The sequence below is a fragment of the Candidatus Accumulibacter contiguus genome, from assembly GCF_036625285.1.
In the GTDB taxonomy this organism is placed as follows: Bacteria; Pseudomonadota; Gammaproteobacteria; order Burkholderiales; family Rhodocyclaceae; genus Accumulibacter; species Accumulibacter contiguus.
The window spans coordinates 791,050-811,143 of record NZ_JAZKUC010000001.1 but is presented as its reverse complement, the minus strand read 5'-3'; the positions used below and the strand labels follow the sequence as shown (position 1 = coordinate 811,143).

The 20,094-nt window shown below is 61.5% G+C and carries 18 protein-coding genes and 1 pseudogene; 8 read left to right on the top strand and 11 right to left on the bottom strand.

Translation table 11 applies throughout. From position 1 onward, the window contains the following. Nucleotides 1–96: 96 nt before the first annotated feature. The 5 genes from V5B59_RS03910 to V5B59_RS03890 all read left to right on the top strand — a co-directional run bounded on the left by V5B59_RS03910 (nucleotide 97) and on the right by V5B59_RS03890 (nucleotide 3,503). Nucleotides 97–744, top strand: coding sequence for a zinc ribbon domain-containing protein (locus tag V5B59_RS03910; protein ID WP_034910309.1), 648 nt, complete (start codon nucleotides 97–99; stop codon nucleotides 742–744). 15 nt (nucleotides 745–759) lie between these two features. Continuing rightward, a complete protein-coding gene (locus V5B59_RS03905; protein WP_169071230.1) occupies nucleotides 760–1,122 on the top strand; it encodes a hypothetical protein in 363 nt (120 codons plus the stop codon). Beyond that, nucleotides 1,119–2,078 (top strand): tetratricopeptide repeat protein, encoded by a 960-nt coding sequence (locus V5B59_RS03900; RefSeq protein ID WP_169071231.1) that lies wholly within the window; start codon nucleotides 1,119–1,121, stop codon nucleotides 2,076–2,078. Before V5B59_RS03905 ends, V5B59_RS03900 begins: the two co-directional genes overlap by 4 nt. Nucleotides 2,079–2,160: 82 nt before the next feature. Further along, on the top strand, nucleotides 2,161–2,583 hold the full coding sequence (locus tag V5B59_RS03895; RefSeq protein WP_034931510.1) for a hypothetical protein: 423 nt from the start codon (nucleotides 2,161–2,163) through the stop codon (nucleotides 2,581–2,583). Further along, entirely contained in the window at nucleotides 2,580–3,503 is a 924-nt protein-coding gene (locus V5B59_RS03890; protein WP_332351391.1) for a hypothetical protein, read from the top strand. The genes V5B59_RS03895 and V5B59_RS03890 overlap by 4 nt, the downstream gene beginning before the upstream one ends. A gap of 276 nt (nucleotides 3,504–3,779) precedes the next feature. Here V5B59_RS03890 and V5B59_RS03885 read toward each other — a convergent pair whose 3' ends face one another. After that, nucleotides 3,780–4,334, bottom strand: coding sequence for a lipocalin family protein (locus V5B59_RS03885; RefSeq protein WP_169070945.1), 555 nt, complete (start codon nucleotides 4,332–4,334; stop codon nucleotides 3,780–3,782). Nucleotides 4,335–4,343: 9 nt separating this feature from the next. Then, on the bottom strand, nucleotides 4,344–4,565 hold the full coding sequence (locus tag V5B59_RS03880) for a hypothetical protein (protein ID WP_169070946.1): 222 nt from the start codon (nucleotides 4,563–4,565) through the stop codon (nucleotides 4,344–4,346). 159 nt (nucleotides 4,566–4,724) lie between these two features. Between V5B59_RS03880 and glgX the strand changes: the two are divergent. Next, nucleotides 4,725–6,827, top strand: a pseudogene (gene glgX / locus V5B59_RS03875) (glycogen debranching protein GlgX); the annotation flags it as partial. 57 nt (nucleotides 6,828–6,884) lie between these two features. After that, entirely contained in the window at nucleotides 6,885–8,645 is a 1,761-nt protein-coding gene (locus tag V5B59_RS03870; RefSeq protein ID WP_248594937.1) for a DUF3459 domain-containing protein, read from the top strand. Nucleotides 8,646–8,647: 2 nt separating this feature from the next. Here V5B59_RS03870 and V5B59_RS03865 read toward each other — a convergent pair whose 3' ends face one another. The 9 genes from V5B59_RS03865 to V5B59_RS03825 form a co-directional block, all read right to left on the bottom strand. Next, complete coding sequence (locus V5B59_RS03865; protein WP_332351600.1) at nucleotides 8,648–9,232, bottom strand: hypothetical protein; 585 nt, start codon at nucleotides 9,230–9,232, stop codon at nucleotides 8,648–8,650. A gap of 454 nt (nucleotides 9,233–9,686) precedes the next feature. After that, a complete protein-coding gene (locus V5B59_RS03860) occupies nucleotides 9,687–9,962 on the bottom strand; it encodes a GntR family transcriptional regulator (RefSeq protein ID WP_169070948.1) in 276 nt (91 codons plus the stop codon). Nucleotides 9,963–10,121: 159 nt separating this feature from the next. Next, nucleotides 10,122–10,823 (bottom strand): PEP-CTERM sorting domain-containing protein, encoded by a 702-nt coding sequence (locus tag V5B59_RS03855; protein WP_248594934.1) that lies wholly within the window; start codon nucleotides 10,821–10,823, stop codon nucleotides 10,122–10,124. An 85-nt stretch (nucleotides 10,824–10,908) separates the two neighbouring features. Further along, the gene (locus V5B59_RS03850) at nucleotides 10,909–12,672 is read right to left on the bottom strand and encodes a dockerin type I domain-containing protein (protein WP_169070949.1); all 1,764 of its coding nucleotides are present in this window, start codon (nucleotides 12,670–12,672) and stop codon (nucleotides 10,909–10,911) included. 54 nt (nucleotides 12,673–12,726) lie between these two features. Then, nucleotides 12,727–13,689: a TolB family protein gene (locus V5B59_RS03845; protein WP_169070950.1), complete on the bottom strand. Its 963-nt coding sequence runs from the start codon at nucleotides 13,687–13,689 to the stop codon at nucleotides 12,727–12,729. Between the two features lie 204 nt (nucleotides 13,690–13,893). Then, on the bottom strand, nucleotides 13,894–14,244 hold the full coding sequence (locus V5B59_RS03840) for a hypothetical protein (RefSeq protein WP_034909286.1): 351 nt from the start codon (nucleotides 14,242–14,244) through the stop codon (nucleotides 13,894–13,896). Nucleotides 14,245–14,450: 206 nt separating this feature from the next. Beyond that, nucleotides 14,451–15,581 carry an ABC transporter permease gene (locus V5B59_RS03835; protein ID WP_169070951.1) on the bottom strand — a complete coding sequence of 377 codons (1,131 nt, stop codon included), beginning with the start codon at nucleotides 15,579–15,581 and terminating at the stop codon, nucleotides 14,451–14,453. Nucleotides 15,582–15,585: 4 nt separating this feature from the next. Then, nucleotides 15,586–16,512: an ABC transporter ATP-binding protein gene (locus V5B59_RS03830; RefSeq protein ID WP_169070952.1), complete on the bottom strand. Its 927-nt coding sequence runs from the start codon at nucleotides 16,510–16,512 to the stop codon at nucleotides 15,586–15,588. Continuing rightward, the gene (locus V5B59_RS03825; protein ID WP_169070953.1) at nucleotides 16,509–17,477 is read right to left on the bottom strand and encodes an HlyD family secretion protein; all 969 of its coding nucleotides are present in this window, start codon (nucleotides 17,475–17,477) and stop codon (nucleotides 16,509–16,511) included. The genes V5B59_RS03830 and V5B59_RS03825 overlap by 4 nt, the downstream gene beginning before the upstream one ends. A gap of 159 nt (nucleotides 17,478–17,636) precedes the next feature. Here V5B59_RS03825 and V5B59_RS03820 point away from each other — a divergent pair, with 159 nt between their 5' ends. Continuing rightward, nucleotides 17,637–20,078 (top strand): sensor domain-containing diguanylate cyclase, encoded by a 2,442-nt coding sequence (locus tag V5B59_RS03820; protein WP_169070954.1) that lies wholly within the window; start codon nucleotides 17,637–17,639, stop codon nucleotides 20,076–20,078. Nucleotides 20,079–20,094 lie beyond the last annotated feature (16 nt).

Below are 20,094 nucleotides of genomic sequence, written 5' to 3'. Positions count from 1 at the left end.
ATTGCGCTGGATCAATATACGGTCGCTCATTCCAGTGTGAAATCACGACACTGACGGTGCAAAACGCCGAAGCACCGACATATTGAGGACAGACACATGGCCGAAATCCAGTTCGCCAAAAACTTCAACGACCTGTCACACGCTCAGGGTGTCGATGCAGGCTTCCAGTTCGAGTTCTACTGCGAGCGCTGCTCAGATACCTGGCGCTCGGAGTTCGCTCCCTATCGCAGCGGCCAGGCTTCAGGCTGGGTCGGCAAGGCCGCGAGCATTTTCGGCGGAGTCCTCGGCAGCGTCGGTTCGGCGATCGATGGACTCGCGCAACATGGTTTCGGCGAGGCCCGCGATGGCGAATTCCGGCGCGCGATCGAGCAGGCCAAGGCGCATTTTCACCGCTGCGGCAAGTGTCACGCCTACGTCTGCGACCGTTGCTTCAACTCCGCTAGCGGCCTCTGCTACAACTGCGCGCCGGACGTCGAGGTAGAGATCGAGGCCGCGCGCAATCAGGGCGAGGTCCAGGGTGCGACGGAGAACGCGGTTGCCGAAGGTGTCCGCCGCGGCAGCCAGCGCGAAGTCGGGCGAGGTCGGCAACTCGTCTGTCCGGCCTGCGGAGCAGAAACGCACGCTGCGAAGTTCTGCCCCGACTGCGGCCAGCGCCTTGGCGTCCCTGGTGTGTGCGCATGTGGAACGAGGATCCCAGCGGGCGCGAAGTTCTGCCCCGAATGCGGTGCCAGGACGAGCGGCTGAGTCTGTTGCATCCGCTTGGCGGCGTTCGACCTCGCACCGGCCGAAAAGGATCTGCCAGACATGCCGTACACCCTTCTTCCCTCCCTCTTGGTGCGCTGGGCGATTGTGGCGGTGCTGTCCCTCTCCGTCTGCATGCCCGTCGTGCACGCCGAGTCCGGCGAACCGGGGCTTTTCGAGGCCCTCGGCAAGCTTCCGAAATCGGCCACTCCCCCCACCGAGCCTGCTCCGCTCGCCGAGTCCTCCCCAGCCCCTGCGCGCACCGTTGCCGTGCCCGTGCAAGAGCGCCGCGTTGCCCTGGTGATGGGAAACAATGCCTATCAGCACGTTAATGCTGTCTTCCTCCCTACACCTCGTTGTCAGGAGATCCGATCATCATGAAACTCCCAGGCTCCAACAAGAAATTGCAGGTGCTGATCCTGGCAGCCGAAGCCAATGACCCGCAGGCCCAGTACGATCTGGGCGTAGCCTATGAATACGGCGAATTCGATGTCATCGATCTTGCCCAAGCCATGTGCTGGATCAGAAGATCGGCAGAGAACGGCCATGTACACGCGCAATTCAAGCTTGCCTGCTATTACGAAAGCGGATTGGTAGGGCAGCCGGATGATTCCGCTGCCTATCTCTGGACGGAAAAGGCGGCTCAGCAGGGCCTGGTACACGCGCAGAAACAGTTAAGCAGCTTGTTGTCGCTGGGTCGTGGTGTGGCGCGGGATTTCCATCGAGCCGCCTATTGGGAGAAGGAGTTTCTCACCCAGGAGGCGGCCAATGGCGAAGCTGCGGCGATGCACCACCTGGGCAACTTCTGGCTGGAGGGCAAGCCGGGATTCCCCCGGAATACCGAGCAGGCGCTGCGCTGGTATGCAGAAGCCGCCGCGCGCGGTCATCGTGATGCCATGTTGCGCCTGGCTTCCCTGCTGGAAAAGGGGGAGGCTGTGGCACGCGACGAGGAGCAGGCGATCGAGTGGTACGAACGTGCCGGCGGCGAAGGCGTTCCTGCCGCTGCCAGGCTCAGGAATCTCGTTCGGCTGAGAGTCTTGTCTGATCAGGGAGATGCCGATGCCAAGTACCAGCTTGGCGATCTGCTCGGCAGCGATAGTGATGAAGGCCGTGACTTCCTGCAGCAGGCAGCGCAGATGGGGCAACGAGACGCCGCGCGGCACTTGTTCGAGTACTACCGTTCCCTCGATGACGGTAGAGGCATCCCCAGCGCGGGCCGCCAGTGGATCGAACTGGCGGCGGATCTGGGCATCCCCGAGGCTGCACAATGTTTGGGGAAAGCAACAGAGCCTCAGGAGTGGGGTGCGAACGAAAGTGTTGGGCGAGTCCCGCTCTGATAATTGTCAGCGACGTGAGCAAACGTAAGGAAATTAGCGGAGAGTTGCGATAGAGTAGGGAACCCATCCACGGAGAGAAGCCATGCCTAAGATTTCCCACATCGAACCTTGCGATTCCAGAGACTTGGTGGCCCGTTTGGAGGCTAATCCAAAGATACTGGCGAAAGTGCTAGAGATGCTGGAGTTGGTGGAGAACGCCGAAGGGGATCTGCGTCGGGCCGATGAAGCCGAGCGCCGCGTGATAGAAATTCTCCGCGGGACGGGCCAGGAGATTCTGACGGGATGGGCCGAGCAGGTTGCTGAGGCGGTGACAGCCGAGGTGCGGGCCGCTGAGCCGGTCGTGGTACACGCGAAAAAAAAGTTCTCTGGTATACGACATACGGCTCGGTCATGGTGGAGGAGGAATGCTTTCTCCACAAAGAAACAAACCGGCTGCTTCGTCCTTTTTCAGAAGCTGCCGGTGTCCGTTGCCGGAGCCATTCTCTGCCACTGGAGCGCGCCGTGACGGACTTGGGCGCCGACCTTCCCTTTGGACAGGTTGCGGCAAAAATCAAGGAGCACTACGGTGTTGACTTGGCGGTCAGTGCGCCCCGGACGCTCACCGAACGGGTGGCCTGTGAATTAACGGAGGCAGATTGCCTGCCGGTGGCGGGCCCATCGAACACCGCGAAGAGGCTGATTGTGGAGACGGACGGCGGAATGGTGCCCCTTGTCGAGACCGTGGAGGGCGCTGCGGACGCCCGCAAGGGGAAGCGCACGCACTGGCGAGAAGCGAAGGTCTGTATCGCACAGCGGCAGGGCGAGGCCGTTCCCAAGGCCGGCGTGACGATGGAGGGTCCCCGGGAAGCGGGGGCCATCCTGAAGCGGCTGGTCGATGCGCTGGGATTTGGCCCCAAGACCCAGGTTCACTGTGTTGGCGACGGGGCGGCTTGGATAAGCAGCCAAATCGAGGAACTGTTCGGTACTCAGGGGACCTTCCTGGTCGACTTGTTCCACGTCTGCGAATATCTGACCCCAGCCAGCAAGGTCTGCGCGCCGGATTCTGCCCAGGATTGGGTGGCCTCCCAGAAGGCGCGATTCCTGCTGGGACAGGCCCGCGAGGTGGTTGCAGAGATGAAACTGCACCTCGAACCTGCATCGGTCGATGACCCGCAGGCTCCGGTGCGCGTCGCCTGGCGCTATTTCTCCAACCGACTCGACCAGTTGGACTACCCCCGCGCACTTGCGCTGAATCTGCCCGTCGGCTCTGGCGAGGTCGAGAGTTCTCATCGCTACCTCGTGCAGGCCCGCCTCAAGCGCCCAGGGGCTTGGTGGCGTGCGGACATGGCTCAAGCCATGATCAACCTGCGTGTCATGCGACATAACCAGCTGTGGGAAACCTATTGGGAAAAGCGCTGGGCGGAGCCTCTACGCAGAGCGGCTTAAAACCGAGACTCCCCGTCCAACACTTTCGTTCGCACCCTCAGGAGTGCGTCCCTGCCGGTACCGTCGATCTGATCGCCCGCTTGAAACAGCAGGCGGCAGCCGGTGATGTGATCGCCGAAATCACGCTGAATTCGCTATTGTCCTCGCCATTGTATGCGCCCAGGAAATGACCAAGAAGGTTGGAGCCCGAGAAGCATGCGCCCCCTTTGGCTGACCCGGGAATCACACCTTCAGGATCTCGACTCGGCACCCAGGCAGCGAATCGGGAGCCTGCGGCTACTGCCCTGCCGATTGGCAAGCATCCGTCCGATCCTGCCCAACCCAGATCAGGCGGCTGATATCGAAACCGAGTTGTCGCGCTTTTACCAGTAACTGCTCGCGAACTTCGGCGGGCAGTCGCCGCTCGCGCGACAGGATCCACAGGTAGTCACGGCTCGGGCCGACGACTAGCGACCAGAGGTAAGTGTGCTCATCCAGTGCGGCGATATGGTAGCCGCCGTAGAAAGGGCCAAAGAACGACACCTGCAGCGAAGCGAGCGTCGGTTCGCCAATGAACCGTGCCTTGCCGATGGCTTCCTTCCAGGTACCTTTTTCTGCGCTGTAGCCGCAATTGATCACTTCGACGCTGCCGTCGGGCTGCAGGCGGTACTGCGCCGAAACATCGCTGAGTCCGCGTTCGAAAGAGTGGTCGAGGCGGGCGATCTCGTACCACTTGCCGAGGTAGCGATCGAGCTGGAACGGGCTGACCGGGGTGATTCCTTGAGGAACACCGGTGCACGCCACGAGGAACAGAAGCGAATGGAAAAACAGCAGGATACGAAGAAGGCACATGCTCATTACCTATGCAGGGGGTGACTCGTCGACGCGCTGGTAGCCGTGTTTCGCCCGCCGTGCCGCCATCATGGCCATCAGCTTTTCTCCGTTCGCGGGGCTGTCGACCGCAACGATTCGGACTCTCGATCGGCGATAACCGCCGTAATAGACGATGACGGCGAGGCCGAACAGGTCACGGCCCAGCTCAAAGCAATAGAAGCGGCCATCGGGGCGTGTCCAGATTTCCATCGCGCTATCGTACCGGTTTTCAAGCTTGCATGAACACTTGAATACCGTCATCGCCGGCGTGCAAGCGCAGTTCGCGGCAGACTGCAGGTGCGATAAAATGCGCAGGAGTCAAAACCATTTGCCTACCATGGCCTATCTTGTAAAACAGAAAGAACCCCCATGTCTGAACCGCTGACGGCCGTCTGGCCTGGAAAATCCTATCCTTTGGGTGCCACCTGGGACGGCGCAGGAGTCAATTTCGCCTTGTTCTCCGAACACGCAGACAAGGTGGAGCTCTGCCTGTTCGACGCCAGCGGGCGGCTGGAACAACGGCGCATCGAACTCCCCGAGCAAACCGATCAAATCTGGCATGCCTATCTGCCCGAAGTCCGTCCCGGCCAGTTGTACGGCTACCGGGTACATGGTCCTTACCGACCCGGGCAGGGGCACCGCTTCAACCCGCACAAGCTGTTGCTGGATCCCTACGCCAAAGCCATTGTTGGCGGAATCAAGTGGAGCGACGCCCAATTTGCTTACCGCATCGGCAACGCACAGGAGGATTTGAGCTTCAGCCGCCGCGACAGTGCTGCCGGGATGCCCAGGTGTCAGGTGATCGATCCGGATTTTGACTGGGAGGGCGACCGCCACCCCAATGTTCCCTGGCATCAAACCGTGATCTATGAGCTGCACATCAAGGGCTTCACCCAGCTGCATCCGCATGTTCCGCCCGAATTGCGCGGTACCTACGCCGGCCTGAGCGCGGGGCCGGTCATCGACCACCTCAAGCGCCTGGGGGTGACGGCGGTGGAGTTCCTGCCAATACAGACCTTCATCGACGACCGCCTTCTGCTGGAAAAGGGCCTGAAAAATTACTGGGGATACAATTCGATCGGCTATTTCGCCCCCGAGCCACGCTATTCCGCCAGCGGCGAGATCAACGAATTCAAGCACCTGGTCAAGACGCTGCACGCTGCCGGCATCGAGGTCATCATGGATGTGGTCTACAACCACACCGCCGAAGGCAACCACATGGGACCGACACTGTGTTTCCGTGGAATCGACAATGCTGCCTATTATCGGCTGGTCGCGGGCAATCCCCGTTACTACATGGATTACACCGGCTGCGGCAATACCCTGAACATGATGCATCCGCGGGTATTGCAACTGATCATGGACAGCCTGCGCTACTGGGTGATCGAGATGCACGTCGATGGTTTTCGCTTCGACCTGGCGGCGGCGCTGGCGAGGGAACTGCACGAAGTCGATCAACTCGGCGCATTCATGGACATCATTCATCAGGATCCGGTCCTGTCGCAGGTGAAGCTGATCGCCGAGCCCTGGGACCTCGGCGAAGGCGGCTATCAGGTCGGCAACTTTCCGGTCGGCTGGACCGAGTGGAATGGCAGATACCGCGACGTGGTGCGCGATTACTGGCGGGGCGAGGGGGGACTGATGGGTCAGTTGGCCCACCGGCTGACCGGTTCCAGCGATCTGTATCAGCACAGCGGCCGCCGGCCCTACGCCAGCATCAACTTCATTACCGCCCATGACGGCTTTACGCTCTACGACCTGGTCAGTCATAACGACAAGCACAATGCCGCCAATGGCGAAGACAACCGCGATGGCGACTCGCATAACCGTAGCTGGAACTGCGGCGTCGAAGGCGACACCGCCGACCCGGAAGTGCTGCGGCTGCGGGAGCGGCAGCGGCGCAACCTGCTGGCAACCCTATTGCTTTCACAAGGCGTACCGATGCTGCTCGCCGGCGATGAAATGGGCCGGACGCAGCGCGGCAACAACAATGCCTATTGTCAGGACAATGAACTGAGCTGGGTGAACTGGGATCTGGCCTGGCTGCCCGCAAACCGTGAACTGTTCGAATTCACCCGCCGCCTGATCGATCTGCGCAAAGCCCATCCGGCGCTACGTCGGCGACATTTCTTCCAGGGGCAGCGCATCCGCGGCGCGGGCGTCCGGGACATCATCTGGCTGCATCCGACGGGCAGCGAGATCAGTGATGAGGACTGGGACCATCATTATGCCCGTTGCTTCGGCGTGTACCTGATCGGCGAGGCCCTGGAAGAACAGGACGAACGCGGCCAATGGGTCAAGGATGATGATTTTCTGCTGTTGCTCAACGGCCATTATGAGGCGATCCGCTGCACGCTGCCGTGGAAGGGGAACAGTGAGCTGGTGCTGGATACCGCCCTGTCGGAGGGCGGAACCGGCCAGCCGTGCATGGACCAGTCCTATCTTGTGCAGGGCCGTTCGCTGGTGCTGCTGACGCAGCGGCGGCAGGCCGGCCAGGTGGCGGTGCCATTGTTGCGGCGGCGTTATTTCATGCCCGCTGGCGCACAGCTACTGGAAGGTGGCCGGATTCGGTTTCGCCTGTGGGCGCCGCTGGCGGAGCGGGTGGAAGTGTCGCTGGAAGAGCCGGGCGGCACCGTTCTTCTGCCGATGGAGGCGAGGGAAGCCGGCTGGTACGAATTGAGCACCGATCGGGCCAGGGCGGGCGATCTCTACCGGTACCGGATCGACGGCGTCGGAGAATTCCCGGATCCGGCTTCGCGTTACAACCCCCAGGGCGTACACGGTCCCAGCCAGTTGCTGGACCCCGGTCAGTTCGTCTGGAACGACTGCAACTGGCGGGGCCGGCCCTGGGAAGAGGCGGTCCTCTACGAACTGCACGTCGGTACCTTCACCCCGCAGGGCACCTTTGCAGCCGTTCGGGAACGGCTCGATTACCTGCGGGAACTGGGCGTGACCGCCATCCAGTTGCTGCCGGTCGCCGCTTTTGCCGGGGCACACAACTGGGGTTACGACGGCGTGTTGCCGTTTGCGCCCGCCGCCAGCTATGGCCATCCGGACGAACTGAAAGATCTGATTCAGACGGCTCACCACAAGGGAATGATGGTATTGCTGGACCTTGCCTGTCACTACTTCGGTCCCGAAGGCAATTATCTGCACCTTTACGCGCCGGCGTTCTTTGCGGCCGGCGCGACCGGTCTGGCCGGCCGCAGTATCGATGCGGCCAACCCGGTGGTGCGCGAGTTCATCATCCACAATGCGCTGTACTGGCTGGAAGAGTTCCACTTCGACGGCCTGCGCCTGAATGCGGCGCTGCTGCAGGAGCAGGCTGGGCAGTCGGAACTGTTGGAAGCGCTGGCTCGCGCCGTCCGCGAGGGACCTGGCAGAGACCGTCATTGCCACCTGCTGCTCGGTCATGATCGGCGCGCTGCGCGCTATGTCCATTGGCATGATCACAGCGCGCCACGCCGCTACGAAGCGGTCTGGAATGACGCCGCTCAGCAGGCCATGCAGGAGGTGCTGATCGGTGCTGGCGTGACCGCTGTCGATCGGCCGCTCGACCAGTTGGGCGCGTGTTTAAGCCGGGGGAGTACCGCTGGCGGGCCAGATTCCCTGCTGCCCAACGCTTTCGTGACCTTCCTGCAGGATCATTCCTGCATTGGCAGCCGCGCTCTGGGTGAGCGTCTCCACCAATTGGTGTCGCCGCGACCGCTGGGAGCCATGGTGGCGACCACTCTCCTGGCGCCGATGCCGCCGGCGCTGTTCATGGGCGAGGAGTTCGCCGCCGCACAGCCGTTCCTGTATTTTTGCGATTTCAACCCGGATCTGATCAAGAAGATCGCCATCAACCGGCGCAAGTCCTTTGCCCATCTTCCGGGATTTCGTACACCCAAAGCGCGGGCCCGCATTCCCGACCCCAACCATCCGGCCACCTTTGAGCGCTGCCAACTGGACTGGAACAGCGTGCATCACTCACCGCACGCGGACTGGCTGCATTTCTATCGCCGCCTGCTGGCGGTTCGCCACCGGGAAATCACTCCCCGCCTGGCGGGAATGCATGAGGAAGCGGTGCGGTTTACCCTGCCAGGCGAACGCGGACTATTGATCCGCTGGACGCTCGGAGACGACTCGATGCTGTCCCTGCTGGGCAATTACGGCGACCTTCCGCTAGCGGGACTGCATCGGCCCGAAGGCGTGGTTCTGTGGGCCGAACCCGGTGAAGCCGAGCATGCGCTCAAGCAGGGCCAATTGCCGCCATGGTCGGTGGTGTGGTTGCTGCGGGCTGCCGGCTGAGGTCAATCGAGGTGCGGCAGAATGGTTCGGGCCTGTGCTTCGTCCAACTGGTCGAGGCAGAGGTCCTTGCGGCGTCGCCGGATCGCCAGGATGCTCAACAGCGCAGGCAATAGTAGCGCCGCCGTTGCCGGCTCCGGCAGTGTTGCTGGCGGCGTAATCCGATAGTTGAAATCGTCCATCAACCAGCGTGTCTGTTCTGGCGGCACGATGCTGTTGGCGCTACTGAAGCGCAGGCGGGTCACAGCACGCCAATCCACATCCAGCTGACGGTAACCGCCAGCGCTGAACGCAGCGTTAATGTGAAAGTCGCGTATGCGACTCACGAATCTCCCCTCCCCCTCGCGGGGGAGGGGTCGGGGGAGAGGGAAACGGTCATGACTTTCATGATCGGGGGTGCCTGGAAAAGTCATGACCGTTAGCGAGCCGGCTGGATCGTTACCGCGAAATCCCTCGATCAGCAATTCGGTGGCGCTGCTCGAGTCCAGGTTGTTGTTCGACGTCCAGGTAGAAAAATGGGCGCCGAGGAAATCGAAGGCGCCGCCATCTGACCGCCGCACCCAGGCCGGGCCGGCGTAGTTGGAAATCACCAAGGCACCTGAAGGCGAACCGTAGGCGTTGTTATAGTTGCCGGCGCCAGTGACGTTTTGGTAGTGGTCTGGTATGGTCCCTGCTGCGCTCCGACTCGGTCTCACAGGCCCTGTCGCTGGGAAATGTTTGCGGCGCGCTGGTCGCTGCCGGCGAAGGGGTGCTGCAGCATTTGCCCGACGCTGCAACAGTGCTTCGTAAGCACGCGGCAACTAACGGTCATAATTTTTCCCGGCACCCCGGATCATGATAATCCAGCTTGGGCTCGTGAGAGAGGGATACCGTCGCCGAGTCGCAGCCGGATCAAACGCAAGAAAGGCGCCGCAGACGGCCGGCCAAACATCGAGGAGATGCTGCGGTTGCTGAGAACGGCGCGCTCCAGCAGGCGCGTCGATGCGACCATGCCCAATTCCCGCATTTCCTCGGTAAACCCTTTCAGGCGGCCGAGTTGGGGCGTCAGGCACGGCGGCGACTTTGCTGCCACCCGGCACGGCCCAGGGTTTCGATGTAACGGCGGGCGCACAACTCATCGTAGGCCCGGCGCACGGTCGCCCGGCTCAAGCCCAAGCTTTCGGCCAGCACCCGCTCGGAGGGCAGACTCTGACCATCGGCGATCGCTCCGCACTCGATCTGCTCGGCTAGTTTCCGGTAAAGCTGCTGGTAGCTCGGCTCGGCCAAAGCCCGATCCGGGGCCACCCGGACGATCAGTGAATCAAGACATATTTCGCTCATGTCTGTTGTGCGCTGGCAGACTAGAATTCTGGCATGAGAGAACATAGAAGACAAAAGGAGAAAACTACCAAAATACCCCGACCCTGGCTGGCCCTTTTGATCATTCTGTTGGTGACGGGCGGCGCGCGCTTGGCGCACGCCGCGTCCGGGACAAGGGGATCAGCTCCTGCGCCGGCGAGCGACACCCAGACCGACTAGACCCAGGCTCAGCAAAGCGAGCGAGGCCGGCTCGGGGACTTCCTGCTGCGAGAAGCGCTGTTCGAAACCTTGCAGACTGGCCGTCTCGTCGATTCCTGTCGCCCAGACCAGGATGTTCTTGGTTACCCAGATCGATTGCATAGGCGTGAAATTCGCCACATCGGTCAGGTTGGAGATCAATCCAGTGCCATCGAGCCAACTGAATTCGACTTCCTTGACGCCGAGATCATCCAGGCCCGCTGCCGTACCGATGGTTTCCCGGATGTAGAAACCGTTGTCCCCCAGATTGGTGACAAAGCCATCGGTCAAGATCAGCGAATTGTCCTTGATCAACTTGCCTGGATCGAGCACCGAAATGCGAAACCCGAAGCTAGTATCGAGATAGGCGTAAAGGCCATCGCCGGTTACGTTGAACTCGCCATTCAGCACGCTGAAATGCAAACCAGGACCGGGGTCCATGCCGCCATCGTTGAGAGGCGTGACGTCGATGTTGTCGGCGTTGAAGGTCCTGCCGTCGCTGGCGCCGTAGAAGTTCAGGGCCCAGTGATCAAACACCTTGTCACCAGCGGTAATACTGGCACCGCCAAGCAGGCTGGATAGCGGGATGGCGTGCGCGGCACCGGCTGAGGCCAGTACCAGGGCAAGAGCTGTGAGGTTTCGCATCAAGGATTTCATGAGGGAAGTTCCTTTCATTCAAATGGGCGAGATAGCAATCGCCCCTGGCAGGGCCGGGGGCTGGTATTCATCATTAGTTGATGGCGCAATTGGCCCGCGTGCACCTGGGAATGCAGAATTTGACGTCGGCAGGGTCGATTCTGCCGTCGCCATTGGCGTCGCGCGGGTCGCCGGGCAGCGGGGTCTGGCCGCGAGCCTTGCTGATCAGCGACAGGTCAAGCGAGTCGATATCGCCATCACGATCCACGTCGCAGACGCCATCCGAGGTGTTCAGAGTAAGGTCGAAGAGGATCGGCGAAGCGCCGTCGGTGTTGGCGTTGAGCCGCACCTGTACCTGGATGAAGCGGCCGCTCACACCCGGGTTCGCCCCATTCACCACCGGCTGGTAGGCCAGGTTGGGCAGAATGGCCTGGTTGTTGTCGGCTCGCACGCTGACCTGCACGCTGGCACCCGTTGGCACCTGCTCGGTCCAGCTCACCTTGCTCCAGGCCTGGCCGCTGACACCGCTATCCTTGATCACCGTCCAGGTACCAGTGGGACTGGTGATGTTGCGCGCGGCGAAACCGGTTGCGTCGCTGTAAGTGTAGGGGTCGAAGCCGACCGGGAAGACGCCCAGCGGAGCGCAATCGCTGCCGCGGTACTTGGATACGCTGTTGGTGAGGCGGTTGATCTGCCAGACATTGTTGTCCGAGTCCACGATCACGCCACGGGTCTCCGTGGAGGATTGGCTCGCACCGGAGCACAACTCCGCGCCGGCCGGGCTGTATTTCTTGACCCCGCCACCACTGTAAAAGCCCGTCCAGATATTGCCGGAACCATCGACCGAGATACCGGTGGACGCGAAGCCTTTGGACCCGCCGGGTGTGGTGAAGGTATTGGGGCCTGGCGTGAATTCACGGAAACCGAATCCGCTCAGCGATCCCAGGTAGACCTTGCCGTTGCCCAGGGCGATGCCGTAGTTCTGGCTGCTGTCATCGAAGAAGCTGACGGAAGCGGGGTTGCTGGTATCCAGTCTGCCCAGCCTGCCACTCAGCGAGGCGCTCCACAGGATGCCGGCTCCGTCCACCAGACAGCCGTAGGGATTCCAGGGAACGGAGTGTGGTCCGCTCAGAATGACCCCGTCGGATGCCCGGATCTTGTAGAAATGTCCCGAGTTGTACATCCCGGCCCACAGATTGCCGTCGGTACCAATGCAGAGCGCCCGCCCCAGTTGGCCGGCTTCTGCGGCGGGGAAAGTCGTCACCCACGCCACCCTCTCGTCGCGGCTCTCGCAAGTGCCCGGCGGGATGGCACAGTCGAAGTGCCCGTTGCTGTTGTCATCGACGACATCCTTGGTTTCGCTGGAACTGATACTGCCGCTGATGTCACCATCCGTGGAGGTTTCGGCCGTGGTGTTGGCGTTGCGGTCAATGAAGCCCTCGGCCAGCACCTTCATCAGCGAGGGTCTGCCGCCATCGAAATGCCGGTTGAGGATGTAGGCGTTGCCGTTGATGTCCACCGCCGAACGGGACGGTGCCGGACCACTGAAGGCGGTGTGATTGGCGAATGGGCCGCTGCCGAAGAAGGTTCGGTAGCGAGCCAGTTCTTTGCCCGTTGTCGTATCGATCTTGGACAGGGTGTCCTCGCCGGCGTTGGCGACCCACAGGACCGGGAAGGTGGTACCGACGGAACTGAGCTGCAACTGGTCGTTGTTCGGTGTGTCGTGGTTGACCCCCGAAAGCACACCCTGGTCGAATTGCGCGTCGAGCGTATAGACGGTGGTGCCAGCCAGCGCGATCGGCACCCAGCACGATGCGGCGAGGGCTGCAGCCAGGCGAGTCAGGGTCAGATTGGACATGCTGCAATTGCTGGTACGATTTTTCATGTTGATCCCCTTGTAAGCGTTCTTGGGTTACCGTGCTTGCCCGACCGAGGCCTGATACCTGGCACTCGGACGTGCGACCGGATAGCTCTCCTGGGCTTGAGTGGCCGTCAGGCGTTGCTGACCGGTGCCGTCCGGATTGATCCGGTAGATCTGGCCAGGCCAGTCACGAAAGCTCATGAAGTAGATATGACGGCCATCCCCGGACCAGCTCGGCGCGAGATCCTGCACGTCAGAACGGGTCAGATTGGTGGCGCCGGTCCCGTCCCGGTTGATGATATGCAGGTTCATTGGTCCACCCTGGGTATCGGCATTGCTCAGGTACACGATGCGGCTACCATCTGGCGAGAAACTGGCCTGACTGTTGAGAAACTGGTTCCTGGTCAGCGCCACGACATTGCCGCTGTCGACGCTGGCCAGTTGAATGTTTACGCCTTCGGTACGTCCGCCGGGAAGCAGATACATCACCTGCTTGCCATCGGGAGACCAGAGCGGATTGCGTTCATTTTTGCCGTCCCGGGTGAGAGGACTGATTGCGCCGCTATCCAGATCCACGATCATGATTTTGGCCGATTTGCCCTGGGCATGGATGAACGCGATGCGTTTGCCGTCCGGCGACCAGGCCGGGTCGGCTGCATCCATGTCGGCGGGAGTCAGTGCCCGCTGGCCACTACCGTCGGCGGCCATGACGAAGATGCCGCTGGGACCATTGCGGTCGGCCATGAAGGCGATCTTGCTGCCATCCGGTGACCAGCGGGGATGCTGCTCGAGACCGGGCATGCTGGTCAGGCGCATCTGCCCGCTACCGTCGGCGTTCATCACATAGATATCGCCCTGACCACTGCGGTAAGAAGTATAGGCAAGCTTGCTGCCGTCGGGGGACCAGACAGGCTGCAGTTCGGTGCTGCTCGTCTGGGTCAGGCGCCGCTCGGCGGTACCATCACCGCGCATGCTGTAAATCTGCATCGTGCCGTGGCGAAGGGAGGTGAACACAAACTCCTGAAGCGATGTCTCGGCAGGCTGGGGGGGCATTCCGGAGGATGGGCCACTTCCTGCCATGCAGGCAGCGACGAATAAGGGAACAGTGGCATCACGCAAGCTCGGCCGTTTTTTGGCTATCGTATCTTCACTCATGTCTTGGCTGTCCTCGTTCATGAGTTTGGTTGTTCGAAAGTGAGGGGGTTCGCCGACCCATCCCTATTGGGTCACCGCGAAGATCACCGACTTGAGAACCTTGCCCTTCTCATCCTGGACGGTCAGGGTGTAATTGCCGGCGACAGCAAGGGGAACCTCGTATTTCAAGGTACCATCATTGCCTACGAGAAGAACTTGGCTGTGCTGGGTATTATCGGGATAGGCGACGACCATCCGCACGACAGAATTGGGTGCGTAATTGCCACCATTGAACACTGCCGGTTCGTGGCGGCCGATGATGGACGGACCACCCAGGTAGGGACCGGCAGCAAAGGCGGATGGGATCTGAGACACGGTGAGTACACCAGTTGCCAGAAACAAGGCCAACAGACGATTCTTGATTGCTGTGTTCATTTCTATCCTCCGGAAGGAGTAGTTACGGGAAGCGATTCGGGCCGAACCGCAAGAATAGTCGTGCCCATATTGTTCCAAGCATAATCCATGCCAAAAACTGTTATCCATTTAAATCAGATAGGATTAAGTGGCCGCCGGCAGGTGCTTGTCCCCATCAATAAGGAGCAAGAAGCAAGGCGTGTTCGCATGCCCTTTGCGCATGGGCCTCAGTCCAGCGTTCTGCGAAAGGTCTTCAGCCCGACGCCAAGGACCACCACGATGAAGGCGAGGATCGGCCAGACCTGCTCCCAGAGCATGTCGACGCCGTTGCCCTTGAGCAGGATGCCGCGCACCAGGAGCAGGAAATGCGTCAGCGGCAGGACGTTGCCGATCACCTGCGCCCATTCCGGCATGCCGCGGAAGGGAAACATGAAGCCCGAGAGCAGCATCGATGGCAGGAAGAAAAAGAAGGTCATCTGCATTGCCTGCAACTGGTTGCGGGCAATCGAGCTGAAGGTGATGCCGAGCGTCAGGTTGGCGCAGATGAACAGCAGCACCACTGCGTAGAGCAGCAACAGGCTGCCGTGCATCGGTACGTCGAAGAGCCAGCGCGCGGCAAGCAGGACCAGCGTCACCTGCAGCAGACCGATCAGGATGTACGGAACGATCTTGCCGGTCATCACTTCGAGGGGGGTGGCCGGCGTCGCGAGGAGGTTCTCGAAGGTACCGCGTTCGCGCTCGCGGGTCATCGCCAGACCGGTCATCAAGACCATGGTCATGGTCAGGATGACGCCGAGCAGCCCCGGCACGACATTGTAGGCAGTGATCCCCTCGGGGTTGTAGCGGCGATGGATGCGCAGTTCGACCGGCGGCGTCGGCACGCGTTGCAGCCCCTGCAGGTCGGGAGCGAAGACCTCGATGCCGAGACTCTTGAGCACCGAGATGGCGCCGCCGGTGGCCATCGGGTCGGTGGCGTCGGCTTCGACCAGCAGCGTCGGACTCCTGCCGCGCACCAGATCGCGATGGAAACCGGGCGGGAAGGTGACGACGAACTGCACCTTGCTGCGGTCGAGGAGTTCGCTGGCCTGATGCTCGTCGACCTGGCCGACGATCCGGAAATAGTCGCTGTTGGCCATGGCGGCGACGTAGGCGCGTGCGAAAGGGCCGGGGTCGGCCATGACCACGGCGGTGGGCAGGTGTTTCGGGTCGGAATTGATCGCGAATCCGAAGAGCAGGAGCTGGATGATCGGGATGCCGACGATCATCCCGAAGGTCAGCCGGTCGCGCTTCAACTGGATGAATTCCTTGAGCAGGATGCCGACCCAGCGGGAAAAAGAGAAGCGGGAGAAATGTTCCATGCGCTCAGCCGGCGAAGGGGTCCTGGGCATGCTGCATGAGGTGGATGAAAGCGTCTTCGAGCGACGGCGCCACGGCGACGATGCGCACATCGCTGACCTGCGAGAGCGTCTGCAGGCTCGCCTGCAGGCGGGCTCCGTCCTGGCCGCTGACGTGCAGCGTCGCGCCGAAGCTTGCCACCTGGTCGACACCTGCCATGCCGCGCAGGTCTTCGGCCAGGCCGTGGATTCTGTCGCCGCTGATTTCCCAAGTGTTCAGACGGCAACTGGCGACGACCTCGCTGGCTGTGCCGGTGGCCAACAGGCTGCCGTAGGCGATGTAGGCCAGACGGTGGCAGCGTTCGGCTTCGTCCATGTAATGAGTGGACACCAGGATGGTGATCCCGGCGGTGGAAAGGCGATGGATTTCCTCCCAGAAATCGCGCCGTGCCTTGGGATCGACGCCAGCGGTCGGCTCGTCGAGAAGCAGCAGCCGGGGTTGATGGAGCAGACACGCGGCGAGCGCCAGGCGCTGCTTCCAGCCGCCCGAGAGGGTGCCGGCCAACTGCTGGCGCCGGCCGCTCAGGCCGAGTTCATCGAGGGATCGATCGACGGCCTTTTGGCGCTCGCGCATGCCGAACATGCGCGCCACGAAATCGAGGTTCTCGCCGATCGAAAGGTCGTCCCACAAGGAGAACTTCTGGGTCATGTAGCCCACCTGGCGCTTGATCGCGGCGCTTTCCCGGAGGACGTCGAGTCCGAGGCAGGTGCCGCGACCGCTATCCGGCGTCAGCAGGCCGCAGAGCATGCGGATCGAGGTCGTCTTGCCGCTGCCGTTGGGGCCGAGGAAGCCGTAAATCTCGCCCTGGCGGACCTGCAGGCTCAGATCCTTGACCACGTGCTTGTCGCCGAAGCGTTTGTTGATGCCGGCGACGTCGATGACCAGGCCGTTCATCGGCCGCCGAGGCGCACGTCTACCGGCAGTCCGGGCCGCAGGCGGGCGGCCTGTTCCGGCGCCGGCACGGCTTCGACGCGGAAGACGAGCTTCTCGCGGCTGCCGCGGCTGTAGATCACCGGTGGCGTATATTCGGCCTCTGGGGCGATGAAATCGATGCTGGCGCGGATCACCTCGGCGCAGCCGTCGCATTGCGCTTCCACGGGCTGGCCCGGTCGGATGCCGGCGATGAGCACTTCCGGCACGTAGAAGCGCAGGCGCCGGCGAGCATCGGGCAGCAGGCTGGCGACCGCTGCGCCGGCCGGTACCCATTCACCAGGCTGATAGTAGGTATCGGCCACCTCGCCGTCGGCCGGTGCGGCGACCGCCTTACGTTCGACCAGCCAGCGTTTCTGCGCCGCCACCGCTGCCGCTGCCTCGACCTCGGCGGCGGCGCTGCGCACTTCGCCCTGGCGACCGAGCGAAATCCGGAAGCTTGCCAGTTGCTGCCGGGCGGCTTCGAGTTGTGCGGCATCACGGTCGCGCGTCGCTTTTGCTTCGTCGAGTCTGGCCTGCGAGACAAAATTCCGTTGCGCCAGTGCCTGCTGTTGACCGAGCTGCGTTTGCGCAAGTCGCAGCGCCGCCTCGGCAGCACGCACCTGCGCCTCGAGGGCAGCGATCTCGGGTGGCCGGCGGGGATCGCCGAGGTTCGACAATTTTTCACGGGCTGAACTGGTGCGCGCTTCGGCTTCGGCCAGGGTCTGCGAATCCGGGTCGGCAGCGACCGCAAAGATCACCTGCCCGGCCTTGATGCGGCTGCCGCGGGGGCTGTCGAGTGATTTCAGGTAGCCTGCCTGCGGCGCCGCCAGATACAGGAATTCACCCTCGATGTAGCCCTGGAAGAAGGGCGGCCGTTCGTTCCCGCAGGCGGTGAGAACGGCCAGCAGCGCTGCGGCGAGCGGGATGCCATAGTTTGGCGGATTCATGGGGCGACATTCTACGGCGAATCGTCGCAAGCTGAAGCGGCCATCCGTTGGGCAAAAAATACAAGCCAATGATTTATTGAACATCAATATTCCAACGGCGATCGTGATGAGTGGTCGATCAAATTGCGTTCTGCGGGTGTGCTATTGTGCAATCAGGACATGAACGCGACGATCTTTCACTGGCGATCGATCAAGACCAGAATCACGCTTTTTATGCTGGCCATTTTCCTGATCAGCATCTGGTCGCTGGCGTTCTACGCCAGCCAGGTGCTGCGTCAGGATATGGAACGTGTCCTGGGCGACCAGCAGGTGGCGGCGGTTTCCTTGCTTGCCAGAGAAATGGATCATGAGCTGAGCTACCGGATGCGCGTCCTGGGGCTGATCGCCGGCAAAATCAGCCCGGCGATGCTCGGCAATGCGACCGCCTTGCAGGCCTTTCTGGAAGAACACCCGCTCCTTCAGGATCTGTTCAACGCCGGGGTCATCGCTTCTCGGCTGGATGGCACGGTGCTTGCCTCGGTGCCGTTGTCGTCTGAACACATCGCTGTCCATGAGTTGGACATCGACACCGTTACCGTCGCGCTCAAGGAAGGGAAGTCGACGATCGGCCGGCCGGTCATGGGGAAAAAACTGCAGGCCGTCTTCAACATGACGGTGCCGATTGGCGATCAGCAGGGCAAGGTGATCGGTGCGTTGGCGGGGGTGGTGGACCTTGGTCTGCCCAATTCCGTGGACCAGATCACCCAAAGCCACTATGGCAAGACTGGTGGCTATGTTCTGGTGGCACCGCAGTACCGCTTGATCATCACCGCCACCGACAAGAGCCGGGTCATGGCCACTTTGCCCGCTCCCGGGATCAACCCGACCATCGACCGATTCATCGAGGGCTTCGAGGGACCGGTTGTTTACGTGGGGGCAACCGGCGTTGAACTCCTGACCTCGGCCAAACGCATTCCTGTCGCAGGTTGGGACATGCTGGCAATCCTGCCGACCGCCGAGGCCTTTGCCCCGATTCACGCCATGCAGCAACACGTGCTGCTGACTACAGTCGGGTTGACCCTGCTGGTCGGTTTCCTGATCTGGTGGATGTTGCAGCGCCAGCTTTCACCGCTGCTGGCCGCCGCGAGAAAACTGGCTAGCGCGTCCGATGCCAAGGATCGCCTGCAGCCTCTGCCGATTTTCCGGGAGGACGAAATCGGCCAGCTCATCGGCGGCTTCAATCATCTGCTGGCAATCCTGGCGGAGCGCGAAAAGGCCTTGCAGCAAAGCGAAGCCTTCAAGAATGCCATCCTGAATTCGATACCGGCTGAAATCGCCGTGCTCGACCGTGATGGAATGATCGTGATGGTCAACCAACCCTGGATATGCTTCGCTCTGGAGAACGGCATCGAAGACGGCAAGCCGGCGCCGCGTACCGGAGTCGGTGTCAATTATCTGAGCGTGTGCCAGGCAAGCATGGATTCCCCATCGCAGGATACAGCAATCGCGGCCTACCACGGTATCGGAGCGGTGCTCGACGGCAGCCTGCCCAGCTTCACCCTCGAATATCGTTGCGATACCCCGGAGCAACGACAATGGTTCAGCATGGTCGTTTCCCCCTTGACTCCGGCCGGCCAGGGTGCGGTGGTCTCGCACACCAACATCAACGAGCGCAAACAGGCGGAAGTGGCGCTGCGCGAACAGGAAGAGTTCTTCCGTCTGATCGCCGAGAACCTTCAGGGCTTCGTGGCGGTTCTCGATGTCGATGGGCGGCGGCTGTACAACAGTCCGTCTTACGCTCGTCTGTTCGGGGAGCGGGACATTTCCGGCACCTCCTCATTTGCAGATATCCATCCTGCCGACCGTGAACGCGTCAGGATGGCATTCTGCAACACCGTCGCCACCGGCATCGGACAACATCTCGAATTTCGCATTCTGATGGCCGACGGCGGCATCCGGCTGATGGAATCGCGCGCCGGTGTCATCCGGGGCAAGGAAGGACGCACCAAGTGCGTGGTCGTCGTTTCTCATGATGTCACCGAACGCAAGGAAAACGAGGAGAAAATCCATCGTCTGGCTTTCTACGACGCGCTCACGCAACTTCCCAACCGCCTGACCCTCAACGACCGCCTGCGCCAGGCCATGGCTACGAACAAGCGCAGTGGGTATCATGGCGCGTTGATGTTCCTTGATCTCGACAACTTCAAGCCGGTGAATGACACCTATGGGCATGAGGTGGGCGATTTGTTGTTGATCGAGGTGGCGGATCGACTGAAAACCTGTATACGTGCGATGGACACCGTGGCGCGCTTCGGCGGGGATGAGTTCGTCGTGATGTTGAGCGATTTGCATGCAGACGAAGCCGGGTCGATTGCCCACGCCAGGATCGTTGCCGAGAAGATTCGCCTCATCTTGTCGGAACCCTACCGGCTGACCGTCAAGCACGAAGGCAAGGCAGACACGACCATTGAACATCGATGCACGGCGAGCATCGGCATCGCCTTGTTTCGCGATCATGAAGCGAGCCGGGACGACATTCTCAAGTGGGCGGATACGGCAATGTATCAAGCCAAGGAAGCCGGGGGAAACCGGATCCGGTTTTTTGACGCACAGTCGTCGTAGGTCGGGTTAGCGCAGC